The organism is Parabacteroides sp. TM07-1AC, from assembly GCF_003480915.1.
Classification (GTDB): domain Bacteria; phylum Bacteroidota; class Bacteroidia; order Bacteroidales; family Tannerellaceae; genus Parabacteroides; species Parabacteroides chongii.
The window spans coordinates 122,989-142,164 of the sequence record NZ_QUKD01000005.1 but is presented as its reverse complement, the minus strand read 5'-3'; the positions used below and the strand labels follow the sequence as shown (position 1 = coordinate 142,164).

General features: G+C 42.1%; 13 protein-coding genes. 11 read left to right on the top strand and 2 right to left on the bottom strand.

The window, feature by feature from the left end; all coding sequences use genetic code 11:
• A complete protein-coding gene (locus DXD68_RS12385) occupies window positions 1-768 on the bottom strand; it encodes a DUF5672 family protein (protein WP_122361803.1) in 768 nt (255 codons plus the stop codon).
• 99 nt (window positions 769-867) lie between these two features.
• Here DXD68_RS12385 and DXD68_RS12380 point away from each other — a divergent pair, with 99 nt between their 5' ends.
• Entirely contained in the window at window positions 868-2,160 is a 1,293-nt protein-coding gene (locus tag DXD68_RS12380) for a nucleotide sugar dehydrogenase (RefSeq protein WP_122362068.1), read from the top strand.
• Window positions 2,161-2,183: 23 nt separating this feature from the next.
• On the top strand, window positions 2,184-3,047 hold the full coding sequence (locus DXD68_RS12375; RefSeq protein WP_122361802.1) for a hypothetical protein: 864 nt from the start codon (window positions 2,184-2,186) through the stop codon (window positions 3,045-3,047).
• 3 nt (window positions 3,048-3,050) lie between these two features.
• Here DXD68_RS12375 and DXD68_RS12370 read toward each other — a convergent pair whose 3' ends face one another.
• The gene (locus DXD68_RS12370) at window positions 3,051-3,686 is read right to left on the bottom strand and encodes a viroplasmin family protein (RefSeq protein WP_122361800.1); all 636 of its coding nucleotides are present in this window, start codon (window positions 3,684-3,686) and stop codon (window positions 3,051-3,053) included.
• A gap of 113 nt (window positions 3,687-3,799) precedes the next feature.
• Between DXD68_RS12370 and DXD68_RS12365 the strand changes: the two genes are divergently transcribed.
• The 9 genes from DXD68_RS12365 to pckA all read left to right on the top strand — a co-directional run bounded on the left by DXD68_RS12365 (window position 3,800) and on the right by pckA (window position 19,127).
• A complete protein-coding gene (locus DXD68_RS12365) occupies window positions 3,800-4,321 on the top strand; it encodes a shikimate kinase (RefSeq protein WP_122361798.1) in 522 nt (173 codons plus the stop codon).
• Between the two features lie 48 nt (window positions 4,322-4,369).
• The gene (locus DXD68_RS12360; RefSeq protein WP_122361796.1) at window positions 4,370-5,581 is read left to right on the top strand and encodes an alanine dehydrogenase; all 1,212 of its coding nucleotides are present in this window, start codon (window positions 4,370-4,372) and stop codon (window positions 5,579-5,581) included.
• An 87-nt stretch (window positions 5,582-5,668) separates the two neighbouring features.
• Entirely contained in the window at window positions 5,669-7,522 is a 1,854-nt protein-coding gene (locus DXD68_RS12355; protein WP_122361794.1) for a 2-oxoacid:acceptor oxidoreductase subunit alpha, read from the top strand.
• Window positions 7,523-7,525: 3 nt separating this feature from the next.
• On the top strand, window positions 7,526-8,536 hold the full coding sequence (locus DXD68_RS12350) for a 2-oxoacid:ferredoxin oxidoreductase subunit beta (protein WP_122361792.1): 1,011 nt from the start codon (window positions 7,526-7,528) through the stop codon (window positions 8,534-8,536).
• 720 nt (window positions 8,537-9,256) lie between these two features.
• Window positions 9,257-12,628 (top strand): SusC/RagA family TonB-linked outer membrane protein, encoded by a 3,372-nt coding sequence (locus tag DXD68_RS12345; protein ID WP_122361790.1) that lies wholly within the window; start codon window positions 9,257-9,259, stop codon window positions 12,626-12,628.
• Window positions 12,629-12,648: 20 nt separating this feature from the next.
• Window positions 12,649-14,211, top strand: coding sequence for a RagB/SusD family nutrient uptake outer membrane protein (locus tag DXD68_RS12340; protein ID WP_122361788.1), 1,563 nt, complete (start codon window positions 12,649-12,651; stop codon window positions 14,209-14,211).
• Between the two features lie 88 nt (window positions 14,212-14,299).
• Window positions 14,300-15,559, top strand: a complete 1,260-nt coding sequence (locus DXD68_RS12335; RefSeq protein WP_122362067.1) for an alpha/beta hydrolase family protein — start codon at window positions 14,300-14,302, stop codon at window positions 15,557-15,559.
• Between the two features lie 7 nt (window positions 15,560-15,566).
• Window positions 15,567-17,234, top strand: coding sequence for a sialidase family protein (locus tag DXD68_RS12330; protein ID WP_122361787.1), 1,668 nt, complete (start codon window positions 15,567-15,569; stop codon window positions 17,232-17,234).
• A 285-nt stretch (window positions 17,235-17,519) separates the two neighbouring features.
• The gene (pckA, locus tag DXD68_RS12325; protein ID WP_122361786.1) at window positions 17,520-19,127 is read left to right on the top strand and encodes a phosphoenolpyruvate carboxykinase (ATP); all 1,608 of its coding nucleotides are present in this window, start codon (window positions 17,520-17,522) and stop codon (window positions 19,125-19,127) included.
• The last annotated feature ends 49 nt before the right edge of the window (window positions 19,128-19,176 follow it).

Here is a 19,176-nt window from a genome sequence, read left to right as displayed (position 1 = left end):
TCAAAACTGTATAATCGGTTTCCAAAACTTCTTCATTTTTCTTTTGTACCATGAATGACATCCGAAGGGGAGTTGATGGTTATTTAATTTGTAGCAATATCCCGGATATTTATCGAAAGCAAAGCGAAGGGCTTCTTTTACTTCCGGATAAATAAAGCCGTCTGCTTCAGTTGCCCAGAATACATCTTCATTATAAAGATGATATCGTTCCTTCGATAGGTAAAATCCTATTAGGTCCGCTTGTTTTTTAGTAACTCGGTAATGGCTATCTACTTTACGTAAAGATAGGCCACCATTACCTATTTTATTGTATAAATCTTGTTTGGATGGTTTGCCTGTTGATTTTTGGTACTGATGTATTAAAGACATAATGGATGAAATAACCGGCAATCGGTAGACCGGTTTTTGAAGCCAGGGAGCACCGATATAATCATATCCTTTATTACACCAATCCGCCAGCTCGTCGCGGAAGACAAACGCATCTAATTGATAAATCAGTATGTATTGGCTGTCAAGAAAACGTTCATAAAACTCGGATGTGAGCATCAAATGGTTGTAACCGCTGATTCCTTTGAAATAGTTATCATCGAATGAAGTGACTATCAATTTCGGAAATTCAACTTGTAATTCAGACAGGTCCAGGGATAAAGGTTTGATTACAACTAATGGATAAGAATGCAAAACTTCGTATGCCTGCGTTAATGAACGCATTTCCATTTTGGAAAACGTATTCTTATAAATGGGTATGACAACTTTTACTAAATCCACTTTTGTTCTTGTTAAATAACTTGTTATTGAGGACAAAGATATAGTTTTTCTTTGTTTTAATTATCTTTGTGCAATTTTGATATGAAAGTTTCATATATAATGGACAAAATGAGAATAGCAATTATCGGTCTCGGGTATGTAGGTTTGCCATTAGCGCGTTTGTTTGCTACTAAATATTCGGTTGTTGGCTTCGATGTGAAACAAGAACGGGTTTCAGCGTTGAGTTTAGGGGAAGATACCACAAAGGAGGTGTCGGAAGAGTCGTTGAAATCGGTTTTATCAGACCATTTGCCGGAAGAAGGGGAAACAGGACTTTATTTTACTTCTGATCCGGAAGATCTGGCTTCCTGTAATTATTATATAGTGGCTGTTCCTACGCCGGTCGATACGCATCATAGTCCGGATCTGACCCCTTTGTACCGTGCCAGTGAAACGGTTGGCAAGGTGTTGAAGAAAGGTGATATTGTTATCTATGAATCAACGGTTTGTCCGGGTATTACGGAAGAGGAATGTGTGCCGATTCTGGCAAAAACATCCGGACTGAAATATAATGAAGATTTCTTTGCCGGCTATTCTCCCGAACGCATCAATCCGGGAGATAAGGAGCATACGGTCGAGAAAATCATGAAAGTAACTTCGGGTTCTACCCCTGAAACAGCAGCGAAGGTAGATGCGCTATACCGTTCTGTGATCGTTGCCGGAACATTTCCGGTTTCAAGTATCCGTGTGGCAGAGGCTTCCAAAGTCATTGAAAATACGCAGAGGGATATAAATATCGCTTTTGTGAACGAACTGTCTAAAATATTTCATTTGCTGGACATAGATACGAATGAAGTGCTGGCTGCTGCTGAGACAAAATGGAATTTCCTTCCGTTTAAACCGGGGTTGGTCGGAGGACATTGTATTGGTGTCGATCCTTATTATCTGATTCGTAAGGCGCAGGATTATGGATATCATCCGGGTTTGATTTTGTATGGCCGTCGTATCAATGACACGATGGGTGAATATATTGCTAACCGGGTAGTGAAATGTATGATCAAAAAGGACGTCCCGGTTAAGAAAGCGGAAGTCCTGGTTCTCGGTTTTACCTTTAAGGAGAACTGTCCGGATGTCCGTAACACGAAAGTGGGAGATGTTGTCCGTGTGTTGAAAGACTATGGCATGAATGTCTCTGTCTACGATCCCTGGGCACGTACGGAAGAAGTTCGGAATGAATACGGGCTTGAGCTGTCTGATTCTTTGTCTTCCGGAAAGAAATACGATGCTATTGTGCTGGCAGTCGCTCATGCAGTCTTTGGGGAGCTCGATATTCCGTCTCTTGTCAAAGAAAACCATGTCGTATATGATGTAAAAGGTTGTTTGAATCCGGCTTGGGTGGACGATCGTCTGTAAATATAAATTCACATACGTATAGAATGAAAACGAATACGCTTTTTTTACTCCTTGTCTTTTGTTGCAGTCTTTTTACCGTGTTGCCGGCTAATGCCGACGATTGGCGGGATAAGATGCCTTTTCTAAAATATACTCCCCGGTATTTCGGACCGAATGCGTTTCCTCTTCCTGAGTTGATGGGAGGAAAGTTGTCTTCACGGTGGGAAGTGGAGTTAAGAGGTGAATACCATAAAATGACGGGGGACAAGACGAAGGATGTTTTTGCACGTTTGTATATTCCTATAGCCAAAGGACGTGCCGGCATATCGCTTTACGGGGTGATCCAGGAGTGGTATGAGACATCTCCCGAGGTGCGCGACGAACGTAATGCGGTCGAAGTCAAGTCTCCTATTCCCTGTCATGGCGATTTTATCCTAAGTTGTCATTATCAGGTGCTGACCAGTGAGAAATGGGTGGATATCGTAGCAAATGCGAGCTTGAAAACAGCCAGTGGCGGTCGCCTATGTGATGCCCGCTATACGGATGCGGCGGCTTATTGGTTCGATTGTAATATCGGACGTACGTTATGGCAGGATCCGGAAACGGCAGCTTCAATTCGTGTACAGGGAATGGCTGGTTTTTACTGCTGGATGACAAATGACCTGATACATCGCCAGAATGATGCTTTAACATATGCTATCGGGGCACAGGCGACTTTTCGCGGTTTCACCCTGAACTGTGACTATACCGGTATAAAGGGGTACAGGGGAGAAGGAGATAAGCCGATGGTACTTCGTACAAAGCTGAATTATGAAATTAAGAAGAATATTATCTCTTTCGGTTATAAGCATGGCATACAGAACTATCTGTACGATAGTTTTTCATTAGCCTATATCCGTTGTTTCTAAAATTTATTTCCTCCCGAAATCGGCAGGAATCTCTCCCCATTCGGATGTTTCCCACTTCAGGATCGTAGTGGTATATGTATTGTTGTTCAGCCATTTTTCAGCACGTTCGATCAGATCGAAGATCGGTTCATTGACCGGTTCCCGCTCCAGCAGCGTTTTACATTTCTTCTTTTTTACCCAACTAATCGCATTGCGACTGTCCGAATAGATAGGCAGGCTGCTCTCTTTCTGTTTCAGCAAGGCCAGACCGTGCACGAGTGCCAGGAACTCACCTACATTATTGGTACCTTTTTTCAGAGGACCGATATGGAATATCTCCTGTCCGGTAGCCGTGTAAACACCCCGGTATTCCATATCCCCCGGATTACCGCTGCAGGCAGCATCGACAGCCAGGCTTTCGTTGATCGGCTTGCCGACAGGCGCTTTGGGAGCCAGACTGGCGGCGGCTTTCGACGATGAAGCCGTTTTCAGGTAATGCGTATATCCTTTTTCAAAGGCCTCGAAAGCTTCTTCGCGGGTCTCGAACGATTTGTATTTCGCTCCTTCCTGTCCTTCTACCTGCATTTTACACTCCGCCCAGTTGTCGTAAACACCTGGGTTCAGCCCTTTCCATACTACGTACTGTTTATTCTTCGCCATTTTCTGTATTCTTCGGATATGAGATGCAAAGGTAATATTTTGTTACTTTTCTATTGAAAGAAAAGTAATGAAGAAAAAAAACTTTACATTTGCGGTAAACAATCATATACGAAATGAAGCGTATTTTTCTGATAGGTTATATGGGAGCCGGAAAGACGACAGTCGGTAAAGACCTCGCCAAGCTGATGGACCTTTATTTTATTGACCTGGACTGTTACATCGAAGGCCGTTATCATAAAACGGTCGGACAGATATTTGCTGAAAAAGGGGAAGATGCATTCCGCGATATTGAACGGCGGATGCTGCATGAAGTGGCTATGTTTGAAAACGTGCTGATCTCTACAGGTGGCGGCGCTCCCTGCTTTTTTGACAATATGGAGTTTATGAACGAAATGGGGACTACGGTCTATCTGAAAGTTTCGGTGGAAGAACTGGCTAAACGTCTTGAAGTTTGCAAATCGACCCGTCCTGTGCTGAAAGGACGCTCCGGCGACGAACTGGTTGCTTTTATTGCAGAAAACCTGAAGAAAAGAACTCCTCATTATATGCAAGCATCCATCGTATTTGATGCCGAAGTGATGTTGACGGAAACAGATGTGCACAAAATTTCGGAAGCATTGAAAGAAATAGTATAATATATAATGTAAGGCAGTTGTCATACTTGCCGACCGTAAAATCGTATTATGGAAGCAACAGGAGGCAGACAACCCCAGGGTGCATATATCACCCAGGAGTTGTTGAAGGAATTGAACAAGATAGGAAATCGTTTACTGATTGGTGTCCCTTGTGAGCGGAAAGAAGGGGAAAAGCGTCTGGCGCTTACTCCCGAGGCTGTTGACATGCTGACCGACCGCGGGCATCACGTATTGGTGGAGTCGGGTGCCGGTCTGGGGATCAATTACTCTGACAATCATTACTCTGAGGCCGGTGCCGAGATCGTAACTACTCCGGCTGAAGTCTTCCAGGCGGATATCATCCTGAAGATACTTCCTCCGTTACCGCAGGAAATCTTGCTGATGAAGCCCCGTTCGACCGTTTTTTCCATGGTGCAGCTGAATCTTTTCTCGCAGGAGGCGTTTGAGCTGATGATGGCGAAACGAATTACAGCCATTGCCTATGAACTGATGTCGGACGATCAGCGCAGGTGTCCTGTCCTGAATGTTATTTCAGAGATAGAAGGGACTGCTTCCATCACCATTGCTTCCGAATTGCTGAGTAATACCCAGGGAGGGAAAGGAATCCTGTTGGGAGGCATCCCCGGTGTATCGCCTACCGAAATCGTGATCGTGGGAGCCGGAAATGCCGGAACGGTTGCCGCCCGTGCTGCTTTGGCATTGGGTGCTTCAGTCAAGGTGTTCGACGACGATATCAATAAACTGCGTACCATCCAGCAAGTTTTGGGACAGGGATTGTTTACTTCCAATTTTCACCCGAACGTATTGCATAATGCTTTCCGTACCGCTGATGTCGTGATCGGGGCAATGCGTTATATCAATACGCGTTACCGGTATGTGATTGCAGAGGAACTGGTGCGGACCATGAAGCGAGGATCGTTGGTGATCGACCTGCGTATCAGCCAAGGCGGTTGTTTTGAAACGACTTGCTGCCTGGCAAACTCCGATCCGAGCGTGTTCGAACAATACGGTGTATTGCATTATTGTATACCTAATATAAGTAACCGGGTGGCACGAACCACTTCGATGGCTTTTAGTAATATATTCGTCCCGGTCTTCCTCTCTTTGGGAGATGCCGGAACAGTCCAGAATATGATAAAGACCGATGATGGCTTTCGTTCAGGAGTTTACATGTATTGTGGGAAACCTGTAAACAGTTATGTGTCTAATCATTTTAATTTATCATCGAATAATCTGGATCTATATCTATCTGCTTTTTAAGGAGCAAAAGTTTTGAACTGGTAAAGTTTATTCTTTACTTTGCGGAAATCTAACTACAAACAAGCGATTAAGCTAATATAAATAATTATGGCAGAACAAACAAAAGTAACAACGTTGGAAAAGGTTGTCATCCGTTTTTCGGGAGATTCCGGAGATGGTATGCAGTTAACCGGAACAATCTTTTCTAATCTGTCGGCTATCTTCGGAAATGAGATATCTACATTTCCCGATTATCCGGCGGAAGTACGTGCTCCTCAGGGAACACTGAGTGGTGTATCAGGATTTCAGGTGCATTTGGGATCACGTAAAATCTTTACTCCCGGCGATAAGGCGGATGTCCTGGTTGCTATGAACCCAGCCGCTTTAAAGGTGAACGTGAAGAATATCAAACCCAATGCAATAGTTATCATAGATACCGATTCATTCAAGAAGAGTGATTTGGACAAGGCTTTGTTTACAACTGACGATCCGTTCAAAGAACTGGGTCTGAACAGTGTGCAGGTTGTTGCTGCCCCGATCTCTACCATGGTAAAAGACGGGTTGGCTGAGTTCGGGCTGGATAACAAATCGGCTCTCCGCTCAAAGAATATGTTTGCCCTGGGACTTGTTTGCTGGTTGTTCGACCGTCCTTTGGAAGAAGCCATGCATATGCTTCAGAATAAGTTCGCCAAAAAGCCGGTGATCGCACAGGCCAACATCAAGGCGTTGACAGACGGTTATAACTACGGTCATAATATCCATGCGTCGGTTTCTACTTATCGTATCGAAAGCAAGAAAGCCGAACCGGGATTCTATACAGACGTAAACGGAAACAAGGCTACTTCCTACGGGTTGATCGCTGCAGCGGAAAAGGCAGGCTTACAGCTCTTCCTGGGTAGTTATCCGATTACTCCGGCTACTGATATTTTGCATGAATTGTCTAAACGGAAAGATCTGGGTGTGATCACGGTACAGGCAGAAGATGAAATAGCCGGTATCTGTACGGCTATCGGCGGTAGCTTCGCTGGTTGCCTGGCTGCTACCTCTACTTCCGGTCCGGGACTGGCACTGAAGAGTGAAGCGATCGGTCTGGCTGTAATAGCTGAGTTGCCGTTGGTTGTCATCGACGTGCAGCGTGGCGGTCCTTCAACCGGTATGCCGACCAAGAGTGAACAGACTGACTTGATGCAGGCTTTGTATGGGCGTAACGGTGAAAGTCCGGCTGTCGTAGTTGCCGCATCTACTCCGACAGACTGTTTCGATGCTGCTTACTGGGCTGGTAAACTGGCTGTAGAACATATGACTCCGGTAATCCTTCTGACAGATGCCTTTATCGCAAACGGCTCTTCTGCCTGGAAATTGCCTGATCTGGACAACTATCCGGCAATCCAACCGAATTATGTTTCCAACTACCACGACGAAAAACCGTGGAAAGCCTATCGTCGTGATAAGGAAAGCCATGTCCGTTGTTGGGCTATTCCGGGAATGGAAGGTTTCGCACATCGTTTGGGAGGTCTGGAAAAAGACTACGAAACGAGTGCTATCTCTACCGATCCGGTCAACCACCAGAAGATGGTTACTACCCGTCAGGCAAAGATCGACAAGATTGCCGACTTTATCCCTGAACAGGAAGTGATCGGTGATCCCGATGCCGACCTGTTGCTGGTAGGCTGGGGCGGAACATACGGTCATCTGTATGAAGCAATGGAAACGATGCAGGAACAAGGTAAAAAAGTGGCTTTGGCTCACTTCAAGTTCATCAGCCCGCTTCCGAAGAATACGGCAGAGATACTTTCCAAATATAAGAAAGTGGTTGTTGCCGAACAGAATAACGGACAGTTTGCCAACTATCTGCGTGGCAAAGTTCCCGGATTCAATCCGTACAGATTCAATCGCGTGAAAGGCCAGCCTTTCGTTGTTGCGAGATTAGTTGAGGAATTTACTAAAATATTGGAGGCGTAAGAAATGACAGATATAAAATTCGAACCGAAAGATTATAAGAGCGACCAGTATGTTCGCTGGTGTCCGGGTTGTGGAGACCATGCCGTATTGAACTGTTTGCACAAAGCAATGGCGGAAGTAGGAGTAGCTCCTCATAATATGGCCGTTATCTCGGGTATCGGGTGTTCTTCCCGTTTACCTTATTATATGAATACATACGGTTTCCATACCATCCACGGACGTGGTGCTGCGATTGCAACAGGTGTGAAAACTGCTCGTCCCGACTTGAGTGTCTGGCTGATCACGGGTGATGGCGACTGTCTGGCTATTGGCGGTAACCATTTTATCCATGCCGTACGCCGTAATGTCGACCTGAACATTGTCCTGTTCAATAATAAGATTTATGGTTTGACCAAGGGACAGTATTCACCGACTTCCGACCGTGGATTCGTTTCCAAGAGTTCTCCTTACGGAACGGTGGAAGACCCGTTTATTCCGGCTGAACTGGCTTTGGGAGCACGCGGGAACTTCTTTGCTCGTGTGATCGATGTAGACTTGAAGAATACGACGGAAGTACTGGCTGCTTCTGCCCGTCATAAAGGGGCTTCCGTTACGGAGGTGCTGGTAAACTGTGTGATCTTCAACGACGGTATCCACAAAAGCATTGTCGATAAGGAATACCGTGCTGACCGTACGATCTTCCTGCGCCACGGCGAAAAGATGATCTTCGGTAAGGAAGGCAACAAAGGTCTTGTGTTGGACGGACTGAAGCTGAAAGCAGTTACGATCGGTGAGGACGGTTATACGATGGATGATATCCTGGTTCATGACGCTCACGAAAAAGACAATACGCTTCACCTGATGTTGGCGATGATGTCGGACGATATGCCGATTGCCCTGGGTGTGATCCGTGATGTGGACGCTCCGGTATACGATGAAGCCGTTCATCAGCAGATCGAAGAAGTGCAGGCGAAGAACCCTACCCGCAAACTGAAAGATTTCTTGATGCAAGGGGAAGTTTGGGAAGTGAAATAAACGATATGAGATAAGTAAACAGGCTTCTGTTTTTAATTGACAGGCTGTTATAAAAGCTTCATTACATGAATCTATGTAATAAAGGCTTTTGTAACAGCTTTATTTTTTGCCTGGCTAATGCTTTATTCATTGAAAGAATGTGATGGGGCTTATTTTGATCAATTTCACTCATGTGTAGATCTCGATGATTATTTATTCCTAACTCAAAAATCATATACTTAATATATAAGGATCGTATGGTAGGAACTTTTGGAGGTACTTAAAAGTCTGTTAGAAAAAAGATATTTTATTAATGGCTGAAATTGATTGAATATCAACCGTTGATGAATGTACTAAAGTTTTGAACGTAGTTCTATGAGAACTATGTTACTCCTTTCTAAATTTACTTCTGCAAATATATTATTATTTTTCAAAATAAAGCATCTATTATTAAAATATTTTTATTTATATCTGTATTTGGTTGAATTATTAGATTAATAGCTCCGTATATTGTAAAATATTAGTTTGGTTTTGAATTTTTGTGATTAGTACTTACGCCTCCTGAATTTTTGTAGGAAAATGATGTTACGGGTAGAAAGTAAAAATGTAACATGCTTTATTTAGCAAGTATATCGTCCCTGATATTGTCTGTAAAGTATGAGTATAGGTAGTAACATAGTTCTCATAGGACTTTGTTCAAATCCATAAAAACTTTTTTTTACCTTTTAAAAGTAACACTTTATGAAAAGAATCTGTTTGTTTTTTTTGCTTTTGCTGTGTACAGTGGGAGCAATGGGCCAAAAAAGGTCAATCACGGGTGTAGTTGTCGATATGACAGGCGAACCGATTATTGGTGCTAGTATAGTAGAAATAGGGACAACAAATGGCACTGTTACCGACATTGATGGGAAGTTTTCTCTTTCCGTACCTACGAATGGAAAGATTCAGATCTCCTATGTTGGGTATAAACCAGAGACACTGACTATTAAAAATCAGACTGTTTTACAGATTAAAATGGCAGAAGATTCTGAAATGCTGGGAGAAGTGGTTGTCACAGGTTATGGTGGAACCCAACTTCGTTCTAAATTAACGAATTCGATTTCAAAAGTGAAAGAAGAGCATTTGGCTGTTGGTCTTTTTTCTAATCCTGCACAGGCTCTTTCCGGATCTGTTGCCGGTCTGAAAGTGACCCAGTCTACCGGTAATCCGGCTGCATCTCCTGTTATCGTACTTCGTGGTGGCACTAATTTGGACGGAACAGGTTCACCTTTGATTCTTGTTGACGGACAGCAACGAGATGATCTGAGCGATATCAACCCGGCGGATATTGAATCGATGGAAGTGTTGAAAGATGCCGGCGCAACAGCACTGTATGGAGCTCGGGCTAATAATGGAGTAATTCTTGTTTCGACAAAACGTGGAAAAGCCGGGCATACCTCTATTAATGTAAAGGCGCAGGTTGGATTGAATTATATGAGAAATCCCTATGACTTTATGGACGGAGGCGACTATTTATATTGGATGAGAAAATCATATCAGAATGCAGGTCAGGTTTTTAAATCTGTATCCGGAAATTGGGTGGGATGGAATGATATGAGTACGCTAAAGGGAAATCAGCCTTACGGTACCGGAAATATTTATTGGGCTGATGCTGCTAAGACTATTCCTGCTGATGGAAATGTGAATTCAAGTGCAGTATGGAGTACAATGAAATATACAGATGACCTGGCCTTTCTTTTGAACCAGGGATGGAAGACTATGACCGATCCTGTATATGGGGACAAATTAATTTATAGAGATTGGGATATGGCTGAGAACAATTTGAATCATCCGGCTATTTCACAGGATTATAATATCAATATTTCCGGAGGAAATGATAAAGGAAATTATTATGCAAGTGTCGGCTATAATCGTACGGAAGGTATTCCATTGGATAACTTCTATCAACGTGTAAATGCAACCTTAAATGCCGATTATAAAATTCGTGAGTGGTTAACCTCTTCAACGAACTTTTCTTTCTCCGATTCTAAATGGAATGGTCTTCCCAATGGATTGGAAAGAAAGGAAGATTTGACGGAGTATGATGAGACTGAACATAATTTCTTTGTTCGTATGTTGAGTGCACCTCCTACATTGCGTGGATATAATGCAAATGGCGAATTACTTCTCGGACGTGACTATAAGGATGGTAATCAGGCTGTGAATTCCAGTAAATTCGGTCGTGATTATACTGCTAACAAATTCAATTTCGGTGAAAGTTTGAATTTTCAAATATTGAAAGACCTTTCTTTGAAAGTTGGGGCTATATGGATGTATGATGAAAAGCTGAAAGAAAAATATAACCAGGACTTTTTACAATCTCCGGGTAATATCAATAAGACTAGAAGTGCTTCCGGCTATTTTAACCGTGTATTTAAACAGACTTATAATGCGGTTGCTAATTATAGCTTGAATATAAAACAGGAACATAGCCTCAATGCTTTGGTTGGATTCGAATATTACAATGAAGCCAAAAAAGGATTCAGTGCAGAAGGCGCAGGTGCTCCTACCGATGGTTTGACGGACCTGGGATTAACTGCTTCCGGAGCTAATCAGCGGACAATTGATTCCTGGCATGAAAGAAAAGCCATAATGTCTTATTTCGGACGTGTTAATTATGACTACCAAGGCAAGTATCTTTTGTCTGCAACTTTGCGTCATGACGGATATTCTGTTTTGTTAGGTGATAACCGTTGGGGTACTTTTCCCGGTGTTTCTGTAGGTTGGATTTTCGGTAAGGAAAAATTTATGGAAAATCTTCAGAATGTTGTATCATTTGCTAAATTACGCGCCAGCTATGGTCTGAATGGTAATGTTTCAAAGATTGGAGCTTATGAGTTACAAGGCGATTATTCGACAGTTTCATACGGAGGTCTGTCAGGCTTCGAGATCGGTAAGTTACCTAATCCTTCATTAAGATGGGAAAAATCTCATACTTTTGAAGCTGGGCTTGATTTTGGATTCCTGGAGAATAAGATCAATGCAAACTTTACATTCTATAATCGTCGTACGCAGGATAAATATGCTAATATTCCGCTCCCGGGTTCATCCGGTTTTGACTCTTTTAAGACAAATAACGGTGAAATACAAAACCGCGGACTTGAAATTGAGCTGGCATTCAAAGTAATAAATACGAATGACTTTAAATGGAATATTGGTGTTAATGCTGCATATAATAAAAATAAGATCCTTAAATTACCGGATAATGGTCTGGAACGGAACAGACAAAATGCCTTTCAGGTGTATGATCCTAAAACAAAAGAACTTATTTGGGTAGGCGGATATCAGGAAGGGCAAGAGCCCGGTGCTTTGTATGCATTTAAATATGAAGGTGTATATAAAAGTTATGATGAAATACCGGGTAATCTGAAAGATATTGCTTATAAAAGTAGTGGCTTGACGCTGTATGGGCCTGATGCCTGGGCAGCACTTCCCGAATCGGAAAAAGTAGGTAGTAATGGGAAACCGTTGGCGTTGCCTATTCAACCGGGAGATGCAAAGTTTAAAGATGTCAATGGTGACGGTGTGATTGATGATTATGATATGGTGAAAGTCGGTAATACTGTCCCTCATTGGACGGGTGGTATTAATACGGACTTAACCTGGAAAGATTTTTCTTTGTATGTTCGTATGGACTATGCGTTGGATTATAAATTGCATGACTTCTCTTCTTCCTGGATAATGGGTAACCTGCAGGGAACATTCAATACCCTGGAAAAGACAAAAGACTCCTGGACACCCGAAAATCCGAATGCGAAATATCCGACTTATGTTTGGGCAGATCAGTTGGGAAAAGGTAATTATCAGCGTCGCTCGACTATGTTCACTCATGAAGGCAGTTACTTGGCATTCCGTGAAATCGCCTTTACGTATACAATGCCTAAAAAGTTGATTTCCAAATGGAATATTGAAAGATTAGCTTTCACTGTAACAGGACAAAATTTGGGTTACCTGACTGCTGCAAAAGATTTATTCTCTCCGGAACCGACGGAGATCTTGAATGAGGACGATCTGCATTTGGGTGGTTATCCATTGCCACGTTCTGTGATATTTGGAATTAATCTTACATTCTAATTTTTTAAACTTACAATATTATGAAATACTTAAAACATATTTTTGTTTCATGTCTGATGACGGGAATGTTATTATCCTGTGATGCATTGGATTATAAGCCTGAAGATTATTACGGAAGTTCTACATTTTGGGATAATGAAGCACAGGTGGATGGCTTCATGGTTGGGATTCATAAGAATTTGCGTGATATAAATGAGTATATATTCCTATTTGGGGAAGCACGCGGAGGTACTCAGAGAACGGGTTCGGGTACTCAGGGAGTAAGCTATGATTATAGTTCTCCGATTAAAGACAACAACTTTACATATTATAATACGGGGGTTAGTAACTGGGCTAAGTTTTATCCCAAAATATTGAATATAAACGAGTTTATTTATGAGGTAGAAAACAATTGTGATTTTTTGGATACTGCGGCAAGAAATTATTATTTGGGGCAGGCTTATGGTGTTCGTGCATATCTTTATTTCCATTTGTATCGTACATTCGGTGGCGTTCCTGTAGTGAAAGACCCGGACGTAATGAACGGAATTACTAATGCCGGGGATCTATACCAGGCTCGTGCTACAGCAAAACAAACTCTTGATTTTATTAAAGAGGATATTACCAAATCGGAAACAGCTTTTGGGGATGATGAAACCGTAAATTTAAATAAGGGCATGTGGTCGAAAGCTGCTACTATGGCCTTGAAGGGAGAAGTATATCTATGGTCTGCCAAAGTAACGACTGATGATCAGTCTCCTGCAAGCGGTGATATTGCGACTGCAAAGAATGCTCTTTCCGGTTTGATTGGAAAATATCGGTTACTGGATGATTACGCAGATGTGTTCGCTTATGAGAATAAAGGAAATGATGAGGTTATCATGGCTTTGAGATTTGTGGACGGAGAAAAATCCAATTGGATCTATAATTTTACCTATACCGATGCGGATTTTCTGAATAAATTCTATGGAGTAAATGGACTGTTGATTACTTCTGATACTTTGGTGCTGAATAATCAGGGTAAACAGCGCCATGAATGGAAAGAAGGATTTTTCAAATCATACGATGATAAGGATATGAGAAAGCGTGAAATCTTCCTCGATTATTATGATCAGGAGGGAAATTATTCCGGAACGGTTTTACGTAAATGCCTGGGTACGATAAATGCTGCGACCAATAAACGTGTGTTCAGTGATGATTATGTAATTTACCGTTATGCAGATGTCTTGTTAATGATGGCCGAAGTAGTCAATATGGAAGGAGGAGACGTCGCTTCTTATCTGAATCAGGTTCGTAAACGCGCTTATGGTAGTAATTATGATGAAAGTGTATATGGATATACAAACGGGACATTCGAGAAAAACGAACTGGCTATTTTGTATGAGCGCGATAAAGAATTTGTATGGGAAGGTAAACGTTGGTATGATATCCGTCGTATGTGGGATGCCAACCATAAACCACTGGTTTTCTCTTCTGAGGTGAATTACGATACGCAGGAACCGGTCGTAAAGGAAAGCGATGCGTATAAACTCTTGTGGCCGATCGATATTGAAACATTGAATAAAGATCCGGAACTGGTAAATAATCCGGGTTATATGAAATAATATAATCTGATTAACAAGAAGAGGTTATTGACATAGAATGAAAGTAACCTCTTCTTTTTCTATTGCAAACCATAAAAACTATTATATCATGAAATTTATTAAAAACATAATGCTTTTGGCTTTCCTGGCTTTTTCTACCTCTTTAATGGCACAGGAAACAACGTTTGTCCCTTCCGAACATGGTTTTATTAAGTCTGATAGGGAAGACGGACGCTTTATCAGTTCGAGAAGAATCGTACATGCCATGCTTAAAAATACGCATCCTAAATATACATTCAATCCGGATATGAACTTGTCTGAGTTCAAAATTTGGCAAACAGGTTTGAGAGAAGCGATGAAAGATATCATGTGTCATCCTGATATCAAAGGACAGCCTGCTCCTAAATTACTGAAAAGTGAACCGCGCGAAGGATATGTTCTTGAGAAATGGGAATTCTATCCTTTACCGGAGTGTGTATCTACATTTTTGGTATTGATACCCGAAAATGTAAAAAAAACGTCTCCGGCAGTAATGTGTATTCCGGGGTCAGGAGGAACAAAAGAACGCCTGGCGGGTGAACCGCCATTGGAACCCAAATTTGAGGAAGATTATCATAATGATAAAGCGGCAATGGCACTCCGTTATGTAGAGATGGGGATAATTGCAGTTGTTGTAGATAATGCTGCAGCCGGCGAAGCTTCCGATCTGGAGAAATATACGGTAGGTACCAGTTTCCATTATGATGGAACTGCCCGTTATCTGTTGGAACTGGGCTGGAGTTATCTGGGTTATACCTCTTTCCTGGATATGCAGGTTATCGACTGGATGAAACAGGATAAACGTATCGATAAAGACCGTTTAATCGTTAGCGGTTTTTCTTTAGGCACGGAGCCTTTAATGGTGTTGGCTTCACTGGACCCTTCCATCTATGCATTTGTTTATAATGATTTTCTGTGTAATACGTTGGAACGTGCTGTCGTGATGACAGAACCTGACAAGAATGGCATTCGTCCCTTTCCGAATACAATCCGCCATTTGATCCCCAGATTCTGGAATAATTTTAATTTTCCGGACATTGTGTCGGCTATTGCTCCGCGTCCTTTGATATTGACCGAAGGCGGACTCGATCGTGACTTGAATCTGGTTCGCAAGGCTTATGAAATAACCGGACATCCGGAGAACTTGGAAATACATCATTATCCTAAATTCTCTGATCCGAAATCACGTATTGATTTGAAGACATTGCCTGAAGGTATTAACCGCGATCAGTATTATGATCTGGTCAATGTGGACCGTACCAGCCATTATTTTAAAGCTATAACTGTGATCCCCTGGCTGACGAAACTGTTGCAACGCGATTCCAAATAGATGGCTTATGAAAAGGAATTTGTTATGTATGATTTTTATGCTGGTCGTCACGATAGTGAAAGGAGCTGCAACGGATGTAACAGTTCTGTTTTATGATGCGGAATTACCTGTTTTGGTGAACAAACAGGAAAATATCGTTTGTGAAATACTTATTAACAGCAAATTCGGAGGTGAAATAGTAAATGAAGTCTTTTTAACCCAGGAAGGTATTCTTCCTGGGGATGGAATAGGGTGCTCTTTGTTTTTTAGCGGGACTTCTTCTGTCTTGACTTCCCGTACTCCTTCTCAGGCTATACATGAGGGAGTGAGAAATACCGGAGGTAGTCAATCTTTTTATTGTCATCCGGCATATTCCATTAGAAAAAGTGCTTTGGACGGGATTCCTGACAGAATCTTTTTCCCGGTAAATACCCGTTTGGTTAAAGGAGATAATTATTTCTGGATCAGTTTTAAATTGAATCCTTCTGCTTCATTGGATACCCGCTTTGCAGTTGCATTAGAGGCTGTGAAAATAAACGGAGAGAATATTCGGGTACGGAATGTGAAAGAGAGAAATATTATTCATCGTACCGGATATGCTTTACGGCAATCGGATGATGATAACGTGGATTCATACCGTATTCCGGGTTTGGTTACGACGAATAAAGGAACATTGATCGCTGTATATGATGCCCGTCACCAGACAAATATAGATCTACAGGAAGATATCGATATAGGAATGAGTCGTAGTACTGACGGAGGAAAAAGCTGGGAACCGATGAAGATCATTATGGATATGGGAGAATACAACGGATTGCCCCAGAGTCAGAATGGCATAGGAGATCCGGCTGTGTTGGTGGACGAGCGGACGAACACAATCTGGGTTTCTGCTGTTTGGGTACACGGTTTGGCTAATGCCCGTGCCTGGAGAAGTGTCCGGCCGGGAATGAAACCAGAAGACGGTACTGGTCAGATCATGTTAGCTAACAGTACAGATGATGGTTTGACATGGTCTGATCCAATAAATATTACTTCTATGGTAAAAACAAGAGATATGACAATGCTTCTTCAAGGACCAGGCAGAGGTATAACGATGCGGGACGGGACACTTGTTTTTCCGGTTCAGTATAAGAGTGTCGAAAATGATCTTAGAGGTGAAATTTCAGTCATATATAGCAAAGATCATGGTCTTACCTGGCATCGTGCAAATCCGGTACCGACGGATGGTGGCATTTCCGAACCACAGATTGCAGAAATTGATTCCGGTATTTTAATGATCAATGCACGCTCTTCTGCTCCTTATCGTTTTATCGCTACTACTTCTGATTTGGGAGAAAGCTGGAGAATACATGAATCATCAGATAAGATACTGGTAGAATCCGGTTGTATGGGAAGTTTGTTGCATATAAGAAAAGAAGATAATGTTTTAAAAAAAGATATATTGCTTTTTTCTAATCCGGACTTTAAAGCCTCCCGACCGGCAATGTCTTCACGAAGAAATATTACGGTCAAGGCGAGTCTGGACGGAGGGGAGACCTGGCCGACTGAATATCAGATAAATCTGGATGAAGAGCAAGGGTGGGGATATTCTTGTCTGACCCGGATTGACAGCGAAACGATAGGTATTCTTTATGAAGGGAGTACAGCTCAGATGGTCTTTCAAAGGATAAAATTGGATGATTTGATGAAGAAATAAAATCTTTACCCGAAACAACTGAACACTCTGTTTGACACTTTTGTTCTATATTGTAAAGTTCAGTTTGCAAATTGATTACCCCATTTGTTAATTGCATGGAAAAGAGCAATTATTACTGAAAAATTTCCTTAATAGAGTGTTTGCAATAAAAAAAAATATTACTTTTGTACCGGTCTTAACAAGGCGGGGGAACAGCAAGTAATAAATAGGTATTAGACCCCTGCTAATTTTATTTCGAGAGAGAGAAAAGTTATATAAAGTCAATCATTTAAATTATTATCAAGAATGGCTAATTTAGATTTAAGCAAGTACGGAATCACTGGTGTAACAGAAATCTTACACAATCCGTCTTATGATGTTCTGTTCGCAGAAGAAACAAAACCGTCTTTGGAAGGTTTTGAAAAAGGTCAGGTAACAGAACTGGGTGCTGTAAACGTAATGACTGGTGTTTACACAGGTCGTTCACCTAAGGATAAATTCTTTGTAAAGAATGAAGCCAGCGAAGACTCTGTATGGTGGACTTCTGAAGAATATAAAAACGATAACAAGCCTTGTACTGAAGAAGCATGGGCTGATCTGAAAGCTAAAGCTGTTAAGGAATTGTCTAACAAACGTTTGTTCGTTGTCGATACATTCTGCGGTGCAAACGAAGCGACTCGTATGAAAGTTCGTTTCATCATGGAAGTAGCTTGGCAGGCACATTTCGTAACTAACATGTTCATCCGTCCGACAGCTGAAGAACTGGCTAACTACGGTGAACCTGATTTCGTTTGTTTCAACGCTTCTAAAGCTAAAGTTGACAACTACAAAGAACTGGGTCTGAACTCTGAAACTGCTACAGTTTTCAACCTGAAGACTAAAGAACAGGTTATCCTGAACACTTGGTACGGTGGTGAAATGAAGAAAGGTATGTTCTCTATCATGAACTACATGAACCCGCTTCGTGGTATCGCTTCTATGCACTGCTCTGCTAACACAGATAAAGAAGGAACTAGCTCAGCTATCTTCTTCGGTCTGTCCGGTACAGGTAAGACTACTTTGTCTACTGACCCGAAACGTCTGTTGATCGGTGATGACGAACACGGATGGGATAACGAAGGTGTATTCAACTACGAAGGTGGTTGCTATGCTAAGGTTATCAACCTGGATAAGGAAAGCGAACCGGATATCTACAACGCTATCAAACGCGACGCTCTGTTGGAAAACGTAACAGTTGCTGCTGACGGTACAATCGATTTCGCTGATAAGAGCGTAACAGAAAACACTCGTGTTTCTTATCCGATCTATCATATCGAAAACATCGTTAAGCCGGTATCTAAAGGCCCGCACGCAAAACAGGTTATCTTCCTGTCTGCTGATGCATTCGGTGTATTGCCTCCGGTATCTATCCTGAACCCGGAACAGACTCAGTATTACTTCCTTTCTGGTTTCACAGCTAAATTGGCTGGTACAGAACGTGGTATCACTGAACCGACTCCTACATTCTCTGCTTGTTTCGGTGCTGCTTTCTTGTCATTGCACCCGACTAAATACGGCGAAGAATTGGTTAAGAAAATGGAAATGACCGGTGCTAAGGCTTATCTGGTTAACACTGGATGGAATGGTTCTGGCAAACGTATCTCTATCAAAGATACAAGAGGTATCATCGACGCTATCCTGGATGGTTCTATCGACAAAGCTCCGACTAAGGTTATTCCTTACTTCGACTTCGTTGTTCCGACAGAATTGCCGAACGTTGATCCGAAGATCCTTGATCCTCGCGATACTTACGCTGACGCTGCTCAGTGGGATGAAAAAGCAAAAGACCTGGCTGGTCGTTTCATCAAGAACTTTGCTAAGTTCACTGGAAACGAAGCAGGTAAGGCTTTGGTTGCTGCTGGTCCGAAATTGTAATTTACAGATTCAGGGCTATATAACCTGGATTAAGTATAAAAAATCAAAA

Bases quoted from the DNA above. Each gene is read 5' to 3' on its own strand.
- DXD68_RS12380 (WP_122362068.1), top strand. From the start codon at position 868: ATGGACAAAATGAGAATAGCAATTATCGGTCTCGGGTATGTAGGTTTG.
- DXD68_RS12375 (WP_122361802.1), top strand. From the start codon at position 2,184: ATGAAAACGAATACGCTTTTTTTACTCCTTGTCTTTTGTTGCAGTCTT.
- DXD68_RS12370 (WP_122361800.1), bottom strand. From the start codon at position 3,686: ATGGCGAAGAATAAACAGTACGTAGTATGGAAAGGGCTGAACCCAGGT.
- DXD68_RS12365 (WP_122361798.1), top strand. From the start codon at position 3,800: ATGAAGCGTATTTTTCTGATAGGTTATATGGGAGCCGGAAAGACGACA.
- DXD68_RS12360 (WP_122361796.1), top strand. From the start codon at position 4,370: ATGGAAGCAACAGGAGGCAGACAACCCCAGGGTGCATATATCACCCAG.
- DXD68_RS12355 (WP_122361794.1), top strand. From the start codon at position 5,669: ATGGCAGAACAAACAAAAGTAACAACGTTGGAAAAGGTTGTCATCCGT.
- DXD68_RS12350 (WP_122361792.1), top strand. From the start codon at position 7,526: ATGACAGATATAAAATTCGAACCGAAAGATTATAAGAGCGACCAGTAT.
- DXD68_RS12345 (WP_122361790.1), top strand. From the start codon at position 9,257: ATGAAAAGAATCTGTTTGTTTTTTTTGCTTTTGCTGTGTACAGTGGGA.
- DXD68_RS12340 (WP_122361788.1), top strand. From the start codon at position 12,649: ATGAAATACTTAAAACATATTTTTGTTTCATGTCTGATGACGGGAATG.
- DXD68_RS12335 (WP_122362067.1), top strand. From the start codon at position 14,300: ATGAAATTTATTAAAAACATAATGCTTTTGGCTTTCCTGGCTTTTTCT.
- DXD68_RS12330 (WP_122361787.1), top strand. From the start codon at position 15,567: ATGAAAAGGAATTTGTTATGTATGATTTTTATGCTGGTCGTCACGATA.
- pckA (WP_122361786.1), top strand. From the start codon at position 17,520: ATGGCTAATTTAGATTTAAGCAAGTACGGAATCACTGGTGTAACAGAA.